The following is a 21407-nucleotide window of genomic DNA, read 5'->3' as shown; positions in this document are numbered from 1 at the left end:
AGATTACCGAAAGACCGACCATGTTGTACTTGGAAAGAGGGTTGAATCATGTCCGAGATCGTTGATGTCCGTGCCCGCGAGATCCTGGACTCGCGCGGCAATCCCACCGTCGAAGTCGATGTCATCACCGCCGAGGGTGCGCTCGGGCGCGCGGCGGTGCCCTCCGGGGCCTCGACCGGCTCGCGCGAGGCGCTGGAGTTGCGCGATGGCGATCAATCCCGCTATGGCGGCAAAGGCGTGCTGAACGCCTGCGCCCATGTCAACGGTGAGCTGCGTGACGCAGTCGCGGGCCTGGAAGTGACCGAGCAGGAGACGCTCGATCGCCACATGATCGAACTCGACGGTACCGATAACAAGGCCCGCCTGGGCGCCAATGCCATCCTCGGCGTGTCCATGGCCGCCGCCCATGCCGCCGCGCAGGAAAAGGCGGTTCCGCTCTATCAATCGCTGGGCACGGGCGACTATCGCCTGCCAGTGCCGATGATGAACATCATCAACGGCGGCGAGCATGCCGATAACAGCGTCGATTTCCAGGAGTTCATGATCCTGCCGGTCGGCGCGCCGAGCCTGCGCGAGGCGGTGCGCTGGGGCGCCGAGGTGTTCCATGCGCTCAAGGCCGTGCTCAACGGGCGCGGGCTGGGAACCGCCGTAGGTGACGAGGGTGGCTTCGCACCGGATCTGCCCTCGAACGAGGCGGCAATCGAGGTGATCCTCGAGGCGATCGAGAAGGCCGGTTACAAGGCCGGCCAGGACATCTATCTCGGCATGGATGTGGCCGCCTCCGAGTTCTACCAAGGTGGGCAGTACGAGCTGAAGGGCGAGGGCCGCACGCTCGACGCCGCCGGTATGACCGATCTGCTGCTCGAGTGGGTCGGCCAGTATCCGATCCTCAGCATCGAGGATGGCCTGGCCGAGGGCGATTGGGACGGTTGGAAGGACCACACCGAGCGCCTCGGCGGCAAGGTGCAACTGGTCGGTGATGATCTCTTCGTCACCAACACCAAGATCCTGCAGGAGGGCATCGACAAGGGCATCGCCAACTCGATCCTGATCAAGGTCAACCAGATCGGTTCGCTGACCGAGACTCTGGAGGCGATCGCGATGGCGCAGCAGGCCGGCTATACGGCGGTGGTCTCGCATCGCTCCGGCGAGACCGAGGATACCACCATCGCCGATCTGGTCGTCGCCGCGGCCACCGGTCAGATCAAGACCGGCTCGCTCTCGCGCACCGACCGCGTGGCCAAGTACAACCAGTTGATGCGCATCGAGGATCAACTCGGCGGTGCGGCCATCTATGCCGGTCGCGACGCCTTCAAGCAGGCGCTCTGAGCGGATCGACCGGATCGCTGCCGTTTCCATCCGCGAGGCTTTGACCCCATGCGTTGGCTCGTTCTGACCCTCGTCGTGCTGCTCGCCTTCCTACAGGTTCGCCTGTGGGTCGGCGATGGCAGCCTGGCCGAGCTGCATGCGCTGCGCGCGCGGATCGCCGAGACCGAAACGGAGCTGGCGCGGTTGCAGATTCGCAATAATGCGCTCGCCGCCGAGGTCGTGGATCTGAAGACCGGCCTGGATGCGATCGAGGAACGCGCGCGCAGCGAGCTGGGCATGATCCAATCCGGCGAGGTCTTCTTGCAGGTGGTCGAAGAACCGCTGCCCCAGGAGGCACGATGAGTCAGCAACCCCGTTATTGGGCGGTGATTCCAGCGGCGGGCGCGGGCCGGCGGTTCGGCGGCCCGGTGCCCAAACAGTATCTGGCGTTCGCGGGGCGCCAGGTCATCGATTACAGCCTGGCCGTGTTCATCGATCATCCGCGCATAGCCGGCTGCGTGCTGGCGCTGAGTCCCGAGGATGAGTGGTGGCGCGAGACCGCTTACGCCGCGCATCCGGCGGTGCAGCGCGTTGCCGGTGGCGCCGAGCGCTCCGACTCGGTCGCCCATGCGCTCGAGGCCCTGGCCGAGCGCGCGGCCGAGGATGACTGGGTGTTGGTGCATGATGCCGCCAGGCCCTGTTTGACGCGCCTGGACCTGGATCGGCTGCTCGAGGCCTTGCGCGATGAGCCGGTCGGAGCCCTGCTCGCGGTGCCGCTGCATGACACGGTGAAGACGGCCGAGGATGCACTCGGCCCACGTGTCGAGCACACGCTGCCGCGCCAACAACTCTGGCGCGCCTATACTCCGCAGGCCTTTCGTCTGGGGCAGCTGCGCCAGGCGCTGTTGCAATGTCGGACGGAAGGCCTTGCGATCACCGATGATGCCAGCGCCATCGAGCAGCTGGGGCTGCGGCCGCTGCTGCTCGAAGGCCGCGCCGACAACATCAAGATCACCCGCCCCGAGGACCTGCCTTTGGCCCGCTTCTTTTTGGAGCAACAACAGGAGCAACAGCTGCGATGAGGCACGCCCATGCGCATCAGGAACAGGCGATCAGTGCCGGCCTCCTGTCACTGGAGGTCGCGCGATGCTGATCGGCCAAGGTATCGATGCCCATCGTTTCGCGCCCGATCGCCGGCTGGTGCTGGCGGGCGTCGCGATCCCGCACGACCAGGGGCTTGCGGCCCATTCCGATGGCGACGTGGTGCTGCACGCCCTCTGCGATGCGCTCCTGGGCGCCGCCGGGCTCGGTGATATCGGCCATCATTTCCCGGACTCCGATGCCGCTTTCAAGGACATCGACAGCCGCGTGCTGCTGCACCGCGTGATGGACGCGCTCGCCGAGCGCGGTCTGCGGGTGCACAACAGCGATCTCACCATCGTTGCCCAGGCGCCGAAGCTAGCGCCCCATGTGGCGGCGATGCGCGCGTGCGTCGCCGCCGATCTCGGCTGTCCTTTGGCGCGCGTCAACATCAAGGCCACCACCAGCGAGCGCATGGGCTTCACCGGACGTGGCGAGGGGATTGCCGCCTTTGCCGTCGTGCTGCTCGACGAGTCCGGAGGCTCGACCTCACCGTGAGCACGTCGGCAACGCCGAGCGGTGATGCGACGCAAGAGCCGAGCGACCATGCAACGCAGCATTGGCGTTCCTTCGATCAGCTTCCCTACGCCTTTGGCGGGCCGTTGCTCGGTGCTCGGCTGCGTGAGTGCCCGGAGGATTTCATCGTCGACGAGATCCTGGCGTTCGGGCCCGACGGCGACGGAGAGCATGCGCTGCTGCGCATCCGCAAGACCTCGGCCAATACCGATTGGGTGGCACGGCGGCTGGCCTCGCTCGCTGGCGTCTCGGTCAAGGCGGTCGGCTACGCCGGGCTCAAGGATCGCCACGCGGTCACCACGCAGTGGTTCTCGGTGCATCTCGGACAGCTGCCGGAGCCGCGCTGGCGGCTGCTTGCCGAGGAGGGCATCGAGGTGCTCGAGCAGCATCGCCATCGGCGCAAGCTCAAGCGCGGCTCGCTGGCCGGGAATCAGTTCCAGATCCGGCTGCGCGAGGTGGCGGGCGATCTCGACGCCGTCGCGGCTCGGATCGCGCTCCTGGCCGCCCGCGGGGTGCCGAATTATTTTGGTCCACAACGCTTCGGGCGCGGCGAGGGCAATTTATTCCGAGCCCAAGCCCTGTTTGCCGGAACCGCGCCCCGAGCGAGCCGCCATCAGCAGGGACTTTGGCTCTCGGCGGCGCGCTCACAGCTCTTCAATGAGGTGCTGGCGCAACGGGTGGAGCGCGCTGACTGGGCCATGGCGCGCGTGGGCGACCGCTTGCAGCTGCGCGGCAGTCACTCGCATTTCTTGGTGCAAGACATCGATGAGCGGATTCTCGAGCGCTTGCACCTGGGCGATGTGATCCCGACCGGGCCCTTGTTCGGCGCCGGCGAGCCGCTGACCGAGGGGGCCGTTCGCGCGCTGGAGGCGGCGGTTGGCGCCGATTATCCCGATTGGATCGCGGGATTGACGGCGGCGGGCCTGAAGCAAGAGCGCCGCGCCCTGCGGCTCGACATCGAACACCTTGAGTTCGAGTGCGCCTCGCCCACCGAGGCCAGTCTGGTCTTCACGCTGCCGGCCGGCAGCTATGCCACCAGCGTCTTGCGCGAACTCACCACCTGGACAGAGCCAATGGCGCACTGATAGGAGGCCGCGCGCCGCCATTGGTCTGCTGCTCCGTCAACCCTCGATGGGGATCGAGAAGGTCCAAAAGTTGACGATGAAGTGGACGATGATGCTCGCCACATAGCCAAGGGCAATGTATTTGGTCCAGCGCAGGTGTTCGAAGAAGGTGTAGACGCCCTTCGCCTGGCCCATCAGCGCCACACCGGCAGCCGAGCCGATGGAGAGCAGGCTACCGCCAACTCCGGCCGTCAAGGTCACCAGCAACCAGTGTCCCTGCGACATGTCTGGATTCATCGTCAGCACCGCGAACATCACCGGGATGTTATCGACCAGCGCCGAGAGGAGGCCGACCATGCTGTTGGCAAAGGTGGGGCCGACGTCGATGTAGGCGAATGCTGAGACCAGCTCCAAGTAGCCGATGAAGCCGAGACCGCCGACGCAGAGGATCACCCCATAGAAGAACAGCAGCGTATCCCATTCCGCTCGCGCAATCTTGTTGAAGATATCGAACGGCATGGTGTCTTGCAGCGAGCCCGCCTTGACCGTCGATAGTTCACCGCTCATGTAGAGGTAGTAGCTGAAGAACTTCAGATAGCCCAGACCGGTCATCATGCCCAGCACCGGTGGCAGATGGAAGAAATTGTGCACGCTCACGGCGGTGGCGATGGTGAGCAGGAAGAGAAACACGATGCGTTTGGCACCGCGCTTGGTCTTGACGACCTCGTTACTCGCCGGCGGCGTCTCGTCCGGAATGGCTTTGTGCATGAAGTACGCTGGCACCAGATAGTTGACCAGCGCCGGGATGAAGAGCAGGAAGAAGGTCTCGAACGGCAGGATGCCCTTCTGCCAGACCATCAGCGTGGTGATATCCCCGAACGGGCTGAACGCACCACCGGCATTGGCGGCGACGACGATGTTGATGCAGCCCAGGGCGACGAACCGGGGCTTGTCGGCCCCCACCGCCATGACCACCGCGCACATCAACAGCGCGGTGGTCAGGTTATCGGCAACCGGCGAGATGAAGAAGGCCAGAAAACCGGTCATCCAGAACAGCTTGCGGTAGCTGAAGCCGCTGCGGATCAGCCAGGCGCGCAGCGACTCGAAGACCAGCCGCTCCTCCATGGCGTTGATGTACGTCATGGCCGCGAGCAGGAACAAAAACAGCTCGGCAAACTCCATGATGTTGTGATGCACCGCATCGGCCACGGCATGTGGATCGCCGCCATGACCGGTGTAGAAATACGCGATGAACACCCAGATCAAGCCGGCCGCCAACACCACCGGTTTGGACTTGCGCAGATGCGTGAATTCCTCGGCCATCACCAGCGCATAGGCGATGACGAAGATCAGGATCGCGGTGTAGCCGACCCAGTTGCCGGTCAGATCGATATGGTTGGGCACGTCGGACGCCAGTACCAGCGGCGACAGCGAAAGCAGTAGTAGGCCGAGCGCGACCTTGAGTGCGGGATGGTGCATGGAGGAGACTCCTTGACGGCTGAGTCGCGTCAGTCGTTACCCTGATAGTATTTCGCCAGCTCAGTCTCCGAGAGGCGGGTTAGGCTGTCGCGTGGGAAGGCGCTGATCAACTCCCAGGCGAGGTTGAGCGTGGCCTCGATACTGCGATCCTCGGCCTCGCCTTGGCCGACGAAGCGCTGATCGAAGTCATCGGCGAATTTTAGGTAACGCCGGTCACGCTCGGAGAGTTCATCGGCGCCAATGATACTGGCCAGGTTGCGCGTCTCGAGTGCGCGCGCGTAGAGCGCATAGAGCTGGGCCGCAACCTTGGGGTGATCCTCGCGCGTATCATCCTTGCCGATGCCGTCCTTCATCAGCCTCGAGAGACTCGGCGAGATGTGCACCGGCGGATAGATGCCCTGATTGTGCAATTCGCGCGAGAGCACGATCTGACCCTCGGTGATGTAACCGGTCAGGTCCGGGATCGGATGGGTGATGTCGTCGGAGGGCATGGAGACGACCGGCATCATGGTGATCGAGCCATGGCGCTCATGGATACGCCCGCAGCGCTCGTAGATCTCGGCGAGATCCGAGTACAAATAGCCAGGATAGCCCTTGCGCGCCGGCACATCGCCCTTGGCGGTGGCGACCTCGCGCAGCGCCTCGGCGTAGTAGGTCATGTCGGTCATGACGACGAGCACATGGCGATCGAGGTCATAGGCGAGATACTCGGCCACGGTGAGCGCGGTGCGCGGCAAGGTCAGACGCTCGACCGGCGGGTCATCGGCCAGATTGACAAACATGACCACGTTGCGCAGCACGCCTGAACTCGCGAACTCATCGCGGAAGAACTTGGCGTCGGCATAGCTCACGCCCATGGCTGCGAACACGATCGAGAAACTCGAGTCCTCATCCTTGAGCTTGGCCTGGCGCACGATCTGCGCCGCGAGCCGGTTGTGCGGCAGGCCCGAGCCCGAGAAGATCGGCAGTTTTTGCCCGCGCACGAGCGAATTCAGCCCGTCGATGGTCGAGATCCCGGTCTGGATGAACTCGCGCGGATAGCTGCGCGCGGCCGGATTGATGGCCGCGCCACCGACCGCGCGGCGGATGTGGGAGAGGATCGGCGGGCGGCCATCGCGCGGCTCACCGAGACCATTTAGCTCGCGCCCGAGGATCTCGGGGGAGAGCGCGATCTCGACTGGCTCATCGAGGAAGCGCACCCAGACCGCCTCCAGGTCCAGATCATCGGTGCCCTCGAAGACCAGGATCATCACCTCCTCGTTGGAGGCGCGAATCACCTGGCCATCGCGGGTTCCGCCGCGCCCATCACTGATGCGCACACGGTCGCCGAAGGCGACGCCAGGGGTGTCGCGGACCAGGATCAGGCCGCCACGGACCTCGCTGGCGGTGCGGTATTCTTTGATGCTCATGACAGGCGGTGCATGCTGCTGGGGACGGGATTCCAAACGAAGAGGGCGCGCTCAATCATCGCTGTGCTGCTTCGCATATTCGAGTCGGATCGCCTCGAAGGCATCCTCGGTCTCGCGCGTGAGAGCGGTGATGCTCGCGACCTGATCGCTGTTGTACATCGACTTGCAGCGCCGTGCCTTGGCCAACTGCGGCAGGTCTTGCAGGTGGCTCACCGGCACGCCCAGCTCGATCAGGGTCATGCCCTTGTCGTAGATCGACAGGGCCAGATCGAGCAGCGCGAATTGCTTCTGCGGCGAACAGAAGGTGTCGACCTCGTCGAGCGCGCTTTGCTGCAGCACTCCCTCCTTGATCAGCGCCGCGCCCTCGAGCTGCCAGCGCTGGGCGTCCGAGAGCGCCTCGGGGCCGACCAGGTTGACGATGCGTGAGAGCTCGGCATCGCGCGCGAGCAGTGCCAGCGACTGGGTGCGGCGGGCCTCCCAGCGCCGATCGACCTCCTTGTGCCACCACTCGGCGGCGGCGTGGACATGGGCCGAGAAGCTGGTGACCCAGTCGATGCTCGGGTAATGGCGCGCATCGGCCAGCTCCTTGGACAGCGCCCAGAAGGTCTCGATGATGTCCTTGGTATGGCTGGTCACCGGCTCCGAGAAGTCACCACCGGGCGGGGAGACGGCACCGATCAGGGTCACCGAGCCGGGACCGGCATCATAGGTCTCGACACGACCCGCGCGCTCGTAGACTGCGGCCAGACGCGAGGACAGATAGGCCGGATAACCTTCCTCGACCGGCATCTGCCCGAGCCGCCCGGAGACCTCGCGCAGGGCCTCGGCCCAGCGGCTGGTGGAGTCGGCGAGCATGACCACGTCGTAGCCCATGTCGCGGTAGTACTCGGCCATGGTCAGGCCGACATAGATCGAGGCCTCGCGCGCCACCACCGGCATGTTCGAGGTGTTGGCCACCAGCAGCGTCTTCTCCATCAGCTTGCGGCCGGTGTAGGGGTCTTCGAGCTGCGGGAAGCTCTCGAGCACATCGACCAGCTCGTTGCCGCGCTCGCCGCAGCCGACGTAGATAACGATGTCTGCGTTCGACCAGCGCGCGATCTGCTGCTGCACCACGGTCTTGCCAGCCCCGAAGGGGCCAGGCACCGCGCCCTTGCCGCCCTTGAGCTGCGGAAAGAAGCTGTCGATCACGCGCTGGCCGGTGATCAGCGGCGAGATGCCGTCATCGCGACGTCGATAGGGGCGCGGCTTGCGCACCGGCCAGCGGTGGAACAGCTTCAAGCGATGGCTGTGCCCCTGGCGGTCGCGCAGATGGCCGATGGTCGCTTCGATCTCGTAGTCGCCGGCGGGCGCAAGCTCGGTCAGCTCGCCCTCGAGCCCAGGTGGCACCAGGATCTTGTGCAGGATGGTCTCGGTCTCTTGCACGCTCCCGAGCACGCTGCCGGGGCCGATCGGCTTGCCGGGCTCGAGTTCCGGGTTCGGCTCGAACGCCCATTGGCGCTCGCGGTCCAGTCCTGGCAAGGCCAGTCCGCGGCGGATGTAGTCGCCGGACTGCAGCGCGATCTTCTCCAGCGGGCGCTGGATGCCATCGAAGATGCCGCCGAGCAAACCGGGGCCGAGTTCGACCGACAGTGGCCAGCCGAGGCCCTCGGCCGGCTCGCCGGGGCGCACGCCGTCGGTGCTCTCATAGGTCTGCACCGTCGCCTCACGGCCATTCAGCGAGATGACCTCGCCGACCAGTCCCAGCTCACCGATCTTGACCTGCTCGCCACTGCGGATACCCGGCAGGTCGATGGTGACGATGGGCCCGTTGATGATCCGGACAAAGCCTTGGTTGTTGCGCTCGCTCATCGGCATCAGCCCCCGAAGATACTGCCGGTTTCGAAGCCGCTCGGGACCAGCCGCTCCAGGATGACTTGCTGCAGGCGCGATCGCAAGCGTGCCAGGCGCCCCTCGAAGGTATTGTCGACCCGGATACGCCCGTCGTTGCTCGCGACCAACACGCCGCCGAGGGTCTCGATCGGTTCCTCGCCCAGCCTGGCTTGGGTGCTGTCGGGCAGCGCGGCCAGGATATCGGCCCAGTGCGCCTTGAGTAGTTTCAGATCGGCACCGTTGGCGCGCACCTCGACCTCCGCGCGCTCGATCTCGGCGAGGGCGGTGGCGATAAAGGCCGTCAAGGTCTGCACATAGGCCTCGCTCTGCTCACGATGCGCGCGCATCTGATCGGCGAGCCGGGCCTCGACATCGCGCACCAGATTCCAGCGCACCAGGTCGAGCTGGCTCTGGAGCTTGAGCTCCTCGGCCTGGACCTGCTGGCGGTAGGCACGCTCGCCCAGGCTCTTGGCGATCGCCTCCTCGCGTTGCTCGCGCAGGCGTAGCTTCTCCGCCGCCTCGCGCAGGATGGTGTCGCGTGCACGTTGGGCGCGCTCGCGATATTCCGTGGCCAGGCGCTCGGCGCGGGCCAGGATGGCGTTCTCGAGCTGGTCTGCTTGGGTCACGTCGAGTCCTTGGTCGCGGTCGGTTGCAGAAGATTGGCGCCGCCGAACATGCTCGCGAGCCGCTCCGCCACCTCACTGCCGAGCCGGGGCGGCGCCGACAAAGGGGGCACGGCGACGACGACGATGCGCCCGCCCTCGCGGCGGACCCGTTTCAGGTGCTCGACCTCCATCTGCATCACCGCGTCATCGACGATCACGAAGGCCTGATCGCGGGCGGAGAGCAGGTCGCGGAACACCCGATCGACGGCGCTCGGCTCCGGGTTCGGATAGGTCTCGAAGCCGATCACGCTGAAGCCCTCGGCGAGGCTGTCGTCGCCGAGAAAGAGCATCCGCGTCGGCGGGGTGTGCGTGCCCGAGGCCGCCGGGGCGTCGGACGGGCTGAGGTTGGAGTCGGTCTCGCTCATGCGGGGCTCATGCGGGGCTGGCAGCGTTTCGCAGGGGATCCAAGTGGCCGTTCAAATGCGGTTCAGGAGCAGGATCGAGACGACCAAGCCATAGATCGCGATGCCCTCGGCAAGCCCCAGATAGATGAGCGTGCGGCCAAGGTTCTCGGGTTTTTCGGTGATCGCGGCCAGCGAGGCGGCGCCGATCGGGCCGACGGCGATGCCGGCGCCGATCGTCGAGAGGGCGGTGGGGATGCCGGCGCCAATGATGGCGAGCCCCATGCCGGTGCTGATCTCGACCACGTCGACCTCGGCGCCGTTGACCACCTCCTGTGCGAAGGCCTCATTGATACCGAGCACCAGCAGCCCGAGCTGCGCGCCGACGAAGACCACGAGCTGAGTACCCATCGCGGGTGCTGTCCAGCGCGGCAGTTGCAGCGGCCTGTTGGCCGGTCGCAGTTCGAGCGCGATGCCGGTCAGGATCAGACCGACGATGGCGAAGGAGATCAGTGCTACGAGCCAGTACATCGATGCATTCCTCAGGGGTCGAGAGTCGGAATAAAGGGGTCGGTTGCGAAATCAAGCAGGGTCAGACCGGGCCGCGACGCAGCTTGAGTGGCGAGAATTCATGTCCATCACCGGAGAAGTAGCGCGAGAAGCCCTCATAGTATTGGAGGCGCATCACCTGGATCATGACGATGCCGCCTTCGAGCACCAGCACGAACACATTGCCAAGGATCACGGTGATGACGTGGCCGGCGGGCCCCATCATGGCGGCGAGTGTGAGCACGGCCAGTGAGAGAGCGGCATGATTGAGGCTGAAGGCAGCGACGCGGAGAAAGGACAGGGTGTTGGAGATGTAGCCGATCACGGTCTCCAGCGTTTCGATAAACACCACCAGGATCTTCTCGCCAGTCGGCGCCTGCAGATGGGACCAGGCATAGCCGGCGAGCGCCATCAGCGCCCCGATGACCAAGAGCAGCGGGGCGGTGCCAAAGCTGCTGCGGGTGGCGATGCCGACGGCGCCCCAAATCAGCGCCAGATAGAACACGAGATTGATGAGGCCATGATGACCGAACACCGCGGCCTTGAGATCCTTGACCGCGATCCGGTTGTAGATGGCCAGTCCGCAGGCGATGGCGATGAACAGGACACCGTAGCCGAGCGCGATCTTGAGCATCAGGATCGGGTGGTGGATCGGGCTCATCCAGAGCGCGGGCAGGATCTCCTCGTAGCCAAAAATGCTGCCGTAGAGGACGCCAAAGACCATCGATGAGAGGCCAGCCATGACGCCGAACCGATAGAAGCGACCGAGCTTGGCGCGCAACGCCCAGGCCACGCCAGCGATCACCGCACCCTGGCCGATGTCGCCGAACATTGAGCCGAACATCAACAAGAAGGTCACCGCGAATAGCGGCGTGGGGTCGACCTCGCCGTATTGCGGGATGCCATATTGCTTGACCAGCATCGCAAACGGCGCGAGCAAGCGGTTGGCGGACGGGACCGTTGGCACCAGCGGGCGCTCGGCGGGCCGCGGATCGCGGCTTTCGAGTTCGAATGGTAGGGCGAGACTGACACCCAAGCGTGCCTCGAGATCCTCGACCGCGCGCGCCGGGACCCAACCGCAGACCACGGCCAGATGGCCGGCACTGCGGATCGATGGATCAAGGGTCACGAAGGGGGCGGCCAGCATGAGGGATCGCCGCGTCGAGCGCAGGAGGTCGCGGTGCGCTTGCCCCCAGGCCTCGACCTCGGCGTTCAAGGCCTCGCGCTCGGCTTGCAGGCGGTTGCGCTCGGCGGTCAGCTCATCGTATTTGTGCTCAGGGCTCGTGTCCGCGAGGCCGGCGGGGATCGGCAAGGGTTGGAAGCTCGCCGAGCTGAGCACCGAGGCTAGCTGGCTTTCTTTCTCACCGCGCGGCCCGACGATGACCACATGGGTGCTCTGGTCGCGCTCAAGGTAGGTAAACAGCAGGTGATCGGCGAGGGTGACCGCGCCCTGCAGCCGACTGACGTTCTCGCGCGGCACCACGCCGACATAGAAGTCGAGGAAGCGGGTCTTGTTGCGCAGCGCGCCGAGATCGATCTTGAGATTACTGAAGTTCTCCAGTGAAGCCTGCTGCTCGCGCACGAAGCGATCCTGCTCGTCGATACGCCGCAAGCCCTCCTCGAAGCGGGAGGCCTCGGCCCAGCGCTCGGTCAACTCTTCATTGATGCGACGCAGCTCGTCGTGCTCGATCACCCGCACCTCGCCGAGATCCGGCTCCTCGTCGACTGGCACCACCTTGGCGATCTTCTCGAGCCGGGCATGTGCCTGCTGATAGATCTCGCGATAGTCGCGGCCCGGGAGGCCGCTCAACAGCTGCTCCTCTGGCGGCCGGGTGTCTGGATGAAAGCTTTCGGTCTCGGCCAGGGTCAGCGATGCCTGGGGCAGATCGTCGGTGATGACCAATACTCTGACATGCTTCATCGGCAGCGAGCGCAGCCTGATCTCACGCCAGGCCTCGGCCGATCGCAGTTGCTGCCAAGCGCCACCGAGCGCGATCGATGCGCGCCTCAAGAGCGGGCCGATCTGGGCAGCCACGGCCTTGAGTTGGGGCTGCGCCTTGGCCCACAACACATGTGCCAGGGCCCAGGCCGCCAACAGTTGCTGCTTCAAAGCCGCTGTGAGCTGTGGTCGGGTGCGTGACATCAAGATCGGTGGCGCTCGGTTGGGATCAGTGTGCTCGGCATGATCGGCCATCATGCGGCGGACTGGAATGGCAGCGGGCAATCGGGTGGATGCGCTTCAACGGCGATCTCCACGAGTTCGCGCGGCAGTCCGAGCAGCTGTCCTTGGACCAAGGAGAAGAGGATGAGCACGCCGTGCTCGCGCAGGATCAGATAGGCGAGGGCGCGAGCGACGCCGGAGTGTCCCTTGGTCAGGAGACGACGCGATTCTTGGGTGACCTGGCCGCCGAGGCGCTGCTGCACTTCGATCAAGCTCTGGCTACCGGCGAGTGCGGTCTTCAATGGCTCCGGCAGCGCGGCGAGGATTGCCTCGAGGCTCTCGAGGTTGACCAGGCTGAGCAGCCGCTCGCGATGCAACAGCCCGACGGAGGGGACCAGCTGATAGAAGGTCTCACTCGGCGAGAGTCCATAGGAGAAGCGGAAACGCAACAGCCACAGCAGGCCAACGCGATCGAGGACCGCGCCGAGCAGTTGCTTGAGTTCGGCCTGGCCGCTCTCGGGCACCTGCTGGAGCCGACGCGCCATCTCGGTGTAGTAGCGTTGGTCGAGTGCTGCTTCGAGGGCAAAGGGGTCGCGTTTCTGCTCGAACACCTCGCGCCCCTGTTTGGCAATCAGGCTATAGGGGCCCTGCTCCAGCTTGCGCAGCAGTTCGAGCACACCCTCGGCCTGGAACAGATCCTGTTGGGGCAGGCGCACATGTTCCGGCAACTCGTAGAGGTTGGCACGGATCTCGGCCTGATCCAATTCGTAGAGCTTGCCACGCAGCAGGGTCTTGAGGTTGAACAGGGCGTACTTGCGCCCCCAGGCCAAGACCAATCCGGCCTCGACGGCATTCATCGGGCGGATCAGGACGCGCAGCTCATCGAGCAGGGTGTTGATCAGCGCCTGCTTGACGCCGCGGCTCTTGGCACGACGGTCATGCGGCTCCTCCAGCAAGCGTTCGAGCCCGAAGCGCTGGGCGAGTTCCGGGAGTGAGAGGCCGCACAGCGCCGAGACTTCATCGGGCGCGATCAGGCGCTCGCTCATCGCCGAGACGCGGGTATTGAGATAGGGCTCGCGCAGGCGGCTCATCGCGATCGGCAACGCTAGCGCCGCGCGTCCAGGAACAGCGCAAAGGCGGCCTCGAGCGCCTCTTGCTCGCGCGCCTCGGCGCTCTCGCGCAACTGCACGTGGCGCTCGTCATAGCGTCGCTTCAGCTCGGCCACGGTTTGCTCGGCGCGCTCCTCGGCCTTGCTGATGAAGCTGCGGTGCAGGTCGGGGATGCGTGCCGTGAAACGCTCATCGTCGGTGCGCGCATCGCGCATCGCGGATTGGATGATGCGCTCTTGGGCCTGCTCGGCCTCCTGCGCGATCGTTTCGGCCTTCATCTCGGCATCGAGGAGGCGTTTCAGCGTATCGTCCATCGGTGCTTACGGGTCAGGTTGTGTCGGTTTTGGAAAGGAGGCTCGAGGCGCATATAGTCACATGCTGGACAGGCCCCTGCCAAGCAGGGAATATCGTCGAGACATTTGCGCTGTAGAGATTTTGGCCGCCCAGCCCCTGCAGCGCCAGAGCGATTCCGCTGGCGGAGCAGCGCGAACTAGGCTTCCAAAGCGCGCGGGAGCACCAAGAAGCACTTCAGATGAGAGCCATTCTCATCGCTCGCGAATCATAGGCAAACGCCACCCTCGGGAGCCTTGCCCCGATCCAAAACCGACGGCTTGATCGGAGGTCGGGCTAGCCCGTCGTGGGGATCGGCTGCACCAGCGAGCGCATCTGCTCGGGACGGCCTTGTCGGACATGGCCCAGCGCCATGGCCATCATCACCGCGATGGCCAAGCCGACGCGGGTGGTCATCTTGGCGATCCCGCGGATGAAGTGCAGCTCAAAGCCGAAGTGGCGATCGATGCGGTTGTTGATGCGCTCTAAGGCACTGCGGCTGTTGTAGCCGCGCTGCCAACTGGGGCTGCCATGCGGCGTGGGGACGAAGATGCGCCGATCCTGTTGATCAAGCTTGATGCGCACGACACGCCCAAACTCCCCGGGCTTCACCCCACCGGCCTGATGGCACTGGGCCTGACCTTGGCACTCCAGGCCATAGGCCGCGGCCGGACAGCGGTACTTGAGGGCGTTGCGAGCGTCCTCAAAGCCCTGAAAGGCCAGCTCGCGGTGCTCACCCGTGGCGGGACAGACGCACTGAACCGAGCCCTTTTCGGTGTGGACGATCGTGTCGGTCCGATCGGGATTGAGGGGGCGGGTGATGGGCTTGGAGGGGTCATCGTCCGGGAGGTTCTTCTCCTCGCGCCACAGCTCACGGGTGTCGATCAGCGGGCGGATGGCGTAGTCATCCCACAGCAGCGCCTTGGTCTCGGCGCTATCGAGTCCGCGATCGGCGCTGAAATCCCGGCAGCGTTCAGCCAATGCTGGGGTCTCGCTGAACAGGTCGCGGATCATCGCCCGCAAGGTCGGCTGTTCCGACACCGAGGCGGGCGTGAGCTCAAACGCCACCGGGATCTCATACTGGGTATCAGCGATCAGGTGCAGCCCATCGCCGAACCAGCGCTTGATCCTCTTCCAGGCCTTGCCGGTGGCGGCATCAACGCCTTGGGTTTCGTGATGGCCCCAATCGGCCTCAGGGTCGGAGGTCTGGCCCGTGGTGCGACCCATGCGCCCGGTGCTGTGACTGGCGATGTCGGTGCCATCGAAGCCGAGATGCTGGCCGAAGTCGGGCAGCACCGCCATGAGCTGCTCGCGCAGGATCACCGCCATCTCACTGATCATGCCAAGCGACGCTTCGAGCTCGATGACCTTGGCCAGAAAGCGCGAGACGTTCCAGTTCGAGGGCACCGCGTGGACCGGCTCCGAGGGGGCGGGCACCTCAATGCGCGAGACGCCTGTGTCGGGATCAGCGATGATCCGGGCGTTGGGCTTGCGCTGAATCGGCAGCGGGTCGAAGCCGCAGGCCTCCATGAGACTGGGATTGCGCGCGAGCTCGCGCAGCAGGGATTCGATGCTCGCGTGCTGGAAGACGATGCCGGCCAGCAGCAGGTGCCACATCGGGCGTACCGGGTAGTCGTTGCGCCCGTGTTGGCGCATCACCTCGAGGTATTGCACCAGACGCTCATCGGGGAGATGATCGATGACTAACTGCAGGCGATCGAGATCGCTGCGCGCCTCGATCGCGTCCCAGGAAAACAGGTTCGTTTGTGTCATGGTCACCAAGGGGTCTGTCCTCTTCAGGGGTGTCGTCTCGACAACGACAATGATCCCTTGGTGGCCGCCCTTTTTCACCCCCCTGCGGGGCGGCTGGGGTGATTTTTACGCTTCTCGGCCGAGCATTACGCGCAAGTCATTGATTGTTCGTTCGCCGCTGGGGTAAATGAAATCTGACCCGACTTGTAGGCTCATTCAATTCAGTGGGTTAGAGACTGCGCAATTGTCTCGCTGTTGAATCGCGGGCAGGACCCGATTTCGCCGAATGCTGCGCGGGGCTTGTGCAAAGCTTGGTACCCGACCTACCGAAGCCTTGGCAGAGACAAAACGCGCGACAGCACGCTTTCAGGAATGGGCAATTTGTGTGCCGAAAGCATCTCTCATCGCGAAAGGCCGAAGCAGACTTGCCATAGTCTTCGATGATTCACTATAATGTGTATCATGAGTGCACAACGAGCAGATAAGCTGAAGCGCGTCTTGGAAGCTGTTCCCGCCGGCTTTGTGGTGGATGCGCGCTGGCTGGAGAACCACGGCGTCAGCCGGTTCCTCACCCGGAACTATGTAGAGAGCGGCTGGCTGGAGCGGTTGGAGCCTGGTGTCTTCCGTCGCCCCTCGCCGCAGTCAGTCCCTCTGGACTGGAAGAGTTGCGTCCTATCTCTCCAAAAAATCATGGGTTATCACGTCCATGTCGGCGGCATGTCCGCCCTTGACCTCCAGGGTTACCGCCACTACCTGGCGCTGGGCGAACATCCGCCTGTGTGGCTCTACGGCAGTGACACACCAACCTGGCTGTCGCGCCTCACCCTCGACGCACCGCTCATCAGCCGCCCCTTGTCCCTGTTCGATGACAGGTCGCTCGGTCTGACGGAAAACAACAACGTCAATGCCCCAACGCTGCCCTGGGGCTGGACGCTCCGACTCTCCTCGCCGGAGCGCGCGATCCTCGAAGCACTTGACGAACTGCCTGCACATGAGAGTTTCCATCACCTCGACATGGTTTTCGAGGGGCTGGCGACGATGCGGCCTCGCCAGCTGACGGCGCTGCTGCAGAGCTGCCGCAAGATCAAGCTTAGACGTCTATTCTTCGTCTTCGCCGACCGTCACAAACATGCCTGGCGCGAGCGCCTTGACCCCGACGACTTCAACCTCGGTACGGGTGACCGCGCCCTGATAAGGGGCGGCAAGATCCATCCGCGCTACCGCATCGTGGTTCCGCCGGAATTCGTCGATATCCCAACGGCAGATGCCGATGGCCCGTGACGCCTATCGTGCACAGGTCGCGCTTTTGGTGCGCCTGCTGCCCTTCATCGCGGCGGAACCCGTGGTCGCGCTCAAGGGCGGCACTGCCATCAACCTGTTCTACCGCGACATGCCGCGCCTGTCGGTCGATATCGACCTGACCTACCTGCCAGTCAAAGACCGAGTGGACAGTCTGAGGGAGATCAACGAAACGCTCGACAGAATCAGTGACGCGGCCAACGCCGGCATTCCGCGTCTCCGGGCGCAACGTATCGAAGGCGGCGGTGGCGGCGCCACCCGTATCCGAGCCCGGCTCGACGGCGCCGAAGTCAAAATCGAAATCTCACCCGTCACGCGCGGCGTCGTGCACGATCCTGAACGCCGCCCCGTATCCCCAACGGTCGAGGATGAATTCGGCTACGCCGCCGTCCAGGTCGTGTCATTTGAGGATTTGTTTGGTAGCAAACTCCATGCGGCGGTCGATCGCCAGCATCCGCGCGACCTGTTCGATATCAAGCTGCTCTACGAACACGAAGGGCTGACCGACGCGCTGTTCCGTACATTCCTGGTTTATGTCGCCAGTTCCCCGCGCCCGACGCATGAACTGCTCGCGCCCGGACTGAGCGATCTGACCGAACCCTATGCCAGGGAATTCGTCGGCATGACGACCATCCCGCTCACCCTAGACGAGCTCGAAGCGACCAGAGTCCGGCTCATCGCCGATATCCGCGGCCGCCTGCGCGGCAACACAGCGCAATTCCTACTCAGCGTGCATGACGGCGAACCCGATTTCAAAACGATCGGCCTGCCGCAGGCACAAACCCTTCCGGCCGTCCGCTGGAAATGCTTCAACCTGAAAAAGCTTGCGCAAGAGAACGCCGCCAAGCATGCCGCGCAGCGCGCGGAACTCGACAATCTCTGTGGCAACTCTTAGACATGATGTTTTGACCTGCCCGTCCTCAACGCACGTGGGTTATGTTGAGGATGGACAAATCCATGAACACAGAGCCACATTGAGGGGAGCAGGTCATGCAAGAGTGTAACGCAGCGGTGCAGCAGATTGAGACGGCGTCATCGCCGATTGCGTTGTCGGCGGCGAGCGGGAAAGGGGCGGCGAAGCAGTACGCGGCCTACATTGGTCTGGACGTGCACAAAGAGACGATTGCGGTGGCGGTCGCGGAACCGGGCCGCGATGAGCCGCTGTATCGTGGCGAAATCGCCAACACGCCGAAGAAGGTCGAGCGTTTGATCGCTCAGCTGAGCGAGGCCTACGACGGCGGCCTGCTGCTGTTCTGCTACGAGGCTGGCCCCTGCGGCTACGGACTCTACCGTCAGCTCATCGCCAGCGGCCACGACTGCGAGGTCGTCGCCCCGTCGCTGATCCCGCAGAAGGCGGGCGAGCGCATCAAGACCGATCGCCGCGATGCGCTCAAGCTCGCGCGTCTGCTGCGCAGCGGGGATCTGACGGCGGTGTGGGTCCCCGACCAGGAGCAGGAGCGCAAGGCGCGCCAGCAGCTCAACGCCTTCCTGCTGCGTCACGGCCAACACTGGCCCAAAGGCAAGAGCCGCTGGACGCCGGCACATGAGAACTGGCTGGCCGGGCTGAAGCTGGATGATCCCTGGCAGCAGGTGGTGCTGCAGAGCGACATCGATGCCGAGCGCGCCGCCGGCGAGCGGGTGGCCCAACTCAACGATCAGCTCATGCGCGCGCTGCCCGAGTGGTCGCTGGCGCCGGTGGTCGACTCACTGGTGGCGCTGCGCGGCCTCGACAAGCTCGCCGCCATCGTGCTGCTGGCCGAGCTCGGCGACATCACTCGCTTCGACTCACCCAAGCAGCTGATGGCCTTCCTCGGGCTGGTGCCGAGCGAGCACTCCTCGGGTGGGCGCCGACGCCAAGGCGCGATCACGCTCACCGGCAACAGCCATGCCCGGCGCATGCTCATCGAATCGGCCTGGAGCTATCGTTTCCCGGCACGCCAGACCAAGCATCTGAAGGCCAAGGCCGCCAACGCCTCGCCGGCGGCGAAACAGATTGCCTGGAAGGCGCAGGTGCGCTTGTGCGGGCGCTATCGCAGCATGACGCGTGCCGGCAAGAACACCAAGCTGGTCTGCGTGGCCATCGCCCGCGAGCTGGCCGGATTCCTCTGGGACATCGTGCGCCAGGAGAGGCCGCGCCTGGCACTAACGCAAGCCCCTGTAACGGGCGCCTGATGGTCGGCTGTACACACAGACGTGCGGCGGTGATGACCCCTCACTGATCAGCGCATGCGCGAGCGAACAGACACATTGACTCAGGGCATCCGCGGCCGGTGTGGAGAACCCTTGTTCAGGCTATACCGGTGGTGCACGGGAGAATCCCTCATCGGGTATCCCGCACACCGATCCCTGCTCTTAGAGAAAGGCCAGCTCCGCGACGCAGTGAAGTCCGGTGGTACCCAATCCACGTATATCAGCATGATCCACCGTCGCAGTCTGCCGCTGGGTGTCCTGAGCCAATGTGTTTGTACCGACAGCGCCGTTGGCCTGTGGAGATGTGGATGAGTCCGCATCCCTGCGGACCGGTCCGAGCTAAAGCCGTGCGGACAACCGATGGACCGCGCCGACACCTCGGTGCAAGATGCCAGCACCGCGCAGGCGCGGCCCACAGGTTGCCCGCACTCTCGGGCCTCTCGCCCACATCCCCACAGGCCCTACAACAAACTGTTTAATAAAAGAAAGAAGAGGTGTGTAACGGGAATTCGGTGCCAATAGTTGACAGGTCAAAACATATCAGCCTGTCGGACCCTTGGCTTGATAGCGAGTAGGGGGCCGGGTTTGATGTCCGGGCCACTGGCGTGACCGCCTGTGGCCGGCCAGCTTCCGGACACTGCGATTCCCGAGGCGGGTCGCAGATGTCGACGGCGCCCTGCCGATAGCTGTCTCTTGCCGACCCTGATCCGACGCCAAGACGCCGTTTGCTGCCGTTCGGCGAGTCCGACACGGAGCAGCACGATCTCGTCTGTCGGCCGCTGATACAGGGATGGGCGGACCTGGCAAGGTCAGCGCAGATGATTCCGAGAACCGGCCAAGAGATCAAAGTCAGTCGCTGCTTCAATCGTTGTCATACGTGCGCGAGCGAGTGCTGAATGAAGACACGTCTGTTGCCGTCAGAGACGAATGTCGCCCATGAAAACCATCAAGTTGAAGAATCAGACTGGCAATGGCTTGGCCGCCATCGCGGTCGTCGCCATCCCCGCTGGGGTGCAGGGCGCGGGGCTGCTATCCTCCGCGCAAGCCGCACCACCACCTACCCAGCTCGACATCAACCAACAGGCCGATGCGAGTTTCCAGCAGGCCGATGCAGCGCTGAACCGCGTCTATCAGCAGATTCGCCGCCAGTATCGCGATCAACCCCGCTTTCTGGAAAAGCTCAAGGCTGCCCAGCTTGCCTGGATCCGGTTTCGTGATGCGGAGTTGCAGGCACTCTATCCGCCTACGGCAGATGGCGACCCCTCCATCAGCTATGGCTCGACGTATCCGACCTGCTACGCCTCAGCAATGGAGCGCCTGACACGGGAACGCACGGCACAGTTACGCACGTGGCTGGATGCTGTACCCGAAGGCGACGTCTGTACTGGCTCGAGGCGGTGACAGGATGAGAGAGCATCCGTGCGGCCGTTCACCGAGCGCGAGGCGATGTTTCCCGACATGACCAGCCCTGAACCGACACAGACCACTGCCGAGCCGGACCAGGCGAGGCAGCAGGCGCTGCCTGAAGGCATTGAACCCCGGGATTTGCTCCAACGCTTCCCGGCCTGCTTCGATCTTGCCAACCCACGTCCGCTGAAGCTCAAGGTCCACAAGGACCTGCTCAAGCCGCTGGCGGCCGAGTTGATCCTGACCGAAGACACCAGCAAAGACCAGCGGGCAACGGCCCAATGGGTGCTGAGCCGCATGCTCAAGCAAGCGCTCGCCTATTACTGCAGCCAGCCAGCCTATCTGGAAGCGATGTGTGAAGGCGCACCCCGTATCGACCTCGATGGCACGCCCGCCGGCGAAGTCAGCGCCCGCGACGCCGAGCGGGCTGCAGCCCTGCTGCGTGGCGAGACCAAGCCCCGCAAGCCGCCCTCGGCGAAGCCCCCCATACCGCCTCTACCCAAAGACGCCCCACTCAACGGAGGACGCCATCGTGCCCGGTCGCGTCGAGCTCACCCTAAAGTTCAACCAGCTGCCCAAGGCGGTGCCGATCAAAGACGGCATGAAGATCGGCATCCAGACCGATAACGCGCTGGTGGTCGCCACGCTGCGCCCGAAGACCTGGAAGAAGCTGACCAAGGCCAACAGCGACTGGCCACAGTGGGTGGCGGCCCTGAGCGGCACGCTCGGTGCCCAGGTTCCAACCGATCAGGGACCGGCGATCATCCTGCAGGAGCCGAACCTGCAGGTGTTCGAGAAAAAGCCGAAACCGGCGACTCC

20 protein-coding genes and 1 pseudogene are annotated in these 21407 nt (G+C 64.4%); 11 read left to right on the top strand and 10 right to left on the bottom strand.

Features of this window, described 5'->3' with window-relative positions:
* The first annotated feature begins 48 nt into the window (after positions 1-48).
* The 5 genes from eno to truD all read left to right on the top strand — a co-directional run bounded on the left by eno (position 49) and on the right by truD (position 4049).
* The gene (gene eno / locus CCR82_RS03430) at positions 49-1329 is read left to right on the top strand and encodes a phosphopyruvate hydratase (RefSeq protein ID WP_201243957.1); all 1281 of its coding nucleotides are present in this window, start codon (positions 49-51) and stop codon (positions 1327-1329) included.
* 48 nt (positions 1330-1377) lie between these two features.
* Positions 1378-1671 (top strand): cell division protein FtsB, encoded by a 294-nt coding sequence (gene ftsB, locus CCR82_RS03425; RefSeq protein WP_201243956.1) that lies wholly within the window; start codon positions 1378-1380, stop codon positions 1669-1671.
* On the top strand, positions 1668-2390 hold the full coding sequence (gene ispD / locus CCR82_RS03420; RefSeq protein ID WP_201243955.1) for a 2-C-methyl-D-erythritol 4-phosphate cytidylyltransferase: 723 nt from the start codon (positions 1668-1670) through the stop codon (positions 2388-2390). Before ftsB ends, ispD begins: the two co-directional genes overlap by 4 nt.
* Positions 2391-2454: 64 nt before the next feature.
* Complete coding sequence (gene ispF / locus CCR82_RS03415) at positions 2455-2946, top strand: 2-C-methyl-D-erythritol 2,4-cyclodiphosphate synthase (RefSeq protein ID WP_201243954.1); 492 nt, start codon at positions 2455-2457, stop codon at positions 2944-2946.
* The gene (truD, locus tag CCR82_RS03410) at positions 2943-4049 is read left to right on the top strand and encodes a tRNA pseudouridine(13) synthase TruD (RefSeq protein ID WP_201243953.1); all 1107 of its coding nucleotides are present in this window, start codon (positions 2943-2945) and stop codon (positions 4047-4049) included. Before ispF ends, truD begins: the two co-directional genes overlap by 4 nt.
* Before the next feature lie 36 nt (positions 4050-4085).
* Here the strand turns inward: truD and nhaD are convergent, their stop codons facing one another.
* From nhaD to CCR82_RS03360, 10 genes are all read right to left on the bottom strand, one after another.
* On the bottom strand, positions 4086-5507 hold the full coding sequence (gene nhaD, locus CCR82_RS03405) for a sodium:proton antiporter NhaD (protein ID WP_201243952.1): 1422 nt from the start codon (positions 5505-5507) through the stop codon (positions 4086-4088).
* Between the two features lie 29 nt (positions 5508-5536).
* On the bottom strand, positions 5537-6916 hold the full coding sequence (locus CCR82_RS03400) for a V-type ATP synthase subunit B (RefSeq protein ID WP_201243951.1): 1380 nt from the start codon (positions 6914-6916) through the stop codon (positions 5537-5539).
* 51 nt (positions 6917-6967) lie between these two features.
* Positions 6968-8764, bottom strand: coding sequence for a V-type ATP synthase subunit A (locus CCR82_RS03395; protein ID WP_201243950.1), 1797 nt, complete (start codon positions 8762-8764; stop codon positions 6968-6970).
* A 5-nt stretch (positions 8765-8769) separates the two neighbouring features.
* Positions 8770-9411 (bottom strand): V-type ATP synthase subunit E family protein, encoded by a 642-nt coding sequence (locus CCR82_RS03390; RefSeq protein ID WP_201243949.1) that lies wholly within the window; start codon positions 9409-9411, stop codon positions 8770-8772.
* On the bottom strand, positions 9408-9815 hold the full coding sequence (locus tag CCR82_RS03385; RefSeq protein WP_201243948.1) for a V-type ATP synthase subunit F: 408 nt from the start codon (positions 9813-9815) through the stop codon (positions 9408-9410). The genes CCR82_RS03390 and CCR82_RS03385 overlap by 4 nt, the downstream gene beginning before the upstream one ends.
* 51 nt (positions 9816-9866) lie before the next feature.
* Positions 9867-10322 (bottom strand): ATP synthase subunit C, encoded by a 456-nt coding sequence (locus CCR82_RS03380; RefSeq protein WP_201243947.1) that lies wholly within the window; start codon positions 10320-10322, stop codon positions 9867-9869.
* Between the two features lie 61 nt (positions 10323-10383).
* Complete coding sequence (locus CCR82_RS03375) at positions 10384-12261, bottom strand: V-type ATP synthase subunit I (RefSeq protein ID WP_201244002.1); 1878 nt, start codon at positions 12259-12261, stop codon at positions 10384-10386.
* Positions 12262-12533: 272 nt separating this feature from the next.
* Entirely contained in the window at positions 12534-13592 is a 1059-nt protein-coding gene (locus CCR82_RS03370; protein WP_201243946.1) for a V0D/AC39 family V-type ATPase subunit, read from the bottom strand.
* A 14-nt stretch (positions 13593-13606) separates the two neighbouring features.
* A complete protein-coding gene (locus CCR82_RS03365) occupies positions 13607-13924 on the bottom strand; it encodes an ATPase (protein WP_201243945.1) in 318 nt (105 codons plus the stop codon).
* A gap of 313 nt (positions 13925-14237) precedes the next feature.
* On the bottom strand, positions 14238-15713 hold the full coding sequence (locus CCR82_RS03360; RefSeq protein ID WP_242513227.1) for a transposase: 1476 nt from the start codon (positions 15711-15713) through the stop codon (positions 14238-14240).
* A 432-nt stretch (positions 15714-16145) separates the two neighbouring features.
* Here CCR82_RS03360 and CCR82_RS03355 point away from each other — a divergent pair, with 432 nt between their 5' ends.
* The 6 genes and pseudogenes from CCR82_RS03355 to CCR82_RS03330 all read left to right on the top strand — a co-directional run.
* Positions 16146-16973 carry a type IV toxin-antitoxin system AbiEi family antitoxin domain-containing protein gene (locus CCR82_RS03355; protein WP_242513226.1) on the top strand — a complete coding sequence of 276 codons (828 nt, stop codon included), beginning with the start codon at positions 16146-16148 and terminating at the stop codon, positions 16971-16973.
* A complete protein-coding gene (locus CCR82_RS03350) occupies positions 16963-17886 on the top strand; it encodes a nucleotidyl transferase AbiEii/AbiGii toxin family protein (RefSeq protein ID WP_201243943.1) in 924 nt (307 codons plus the stop codon). The genes CCR82_RS03355 and CCR82_RS03350 overlap by 11 nt, the downstream gene beginning before the upstream one ends.
* Before the next feature lie 95 nt (positions 17887-17981).
* Positions 17982-19163, top strand: coding sequence for an IS110 family RNA-guided transposase (locus CCR82_RS03345; protein ID WP_242513225.1), 1182 nt, complete (start codon positions 17982-17984; stop codon positions 19161-19163).
* 954 nt (positions 19164-20117) lie between these two features.
* Complete coding sequence (locus CCR82_RS03340) at positions 20118-20582, top strand: lysozyme inhibitor LprI family protein (RefSeq protein ID WP_201243942.1); 465 nt, start codon at positions 20118-20120, stop codon at positions 20580-20582.
* 18 nt (positions 20583-20600) lie between these two features.
* The gene (locus CCR82_RS03335) at positions 20601-21215 is read left to right on the top strand and encodes a ProQ/FINO family protein (RefSeq protein WP_201243941.1); all 615 of its coding nucleotides are present in this window, start codon (positions 20601-20603) and stop codon (positions 21213-21215) included.
* A pseudogene (locus CCR82_RS03330) lies at positions 21190-21407 on the top strand (ProQ/FINO family protein); the annotation flags it as partial. The gene CCR82_RS03335 and the pseudogene CCR82_RS03330, both read left to right, overlap by 26 nt.

It is taken from the genome of Halochromatium salexigens, from assembly GCF_016653295.1.
GTDB classification, from domain to species: Bacteria; Pseudomonadota; Gammaproteobacteria; order Chromatiales; family Chromatiaceae; genus Lamprobacter; species Lamprobacter salexigens.
Note: the sequence above shows the minus strand (reverse complement) of the source record. Positions and strands in the feature narration are given on the sequence as shown.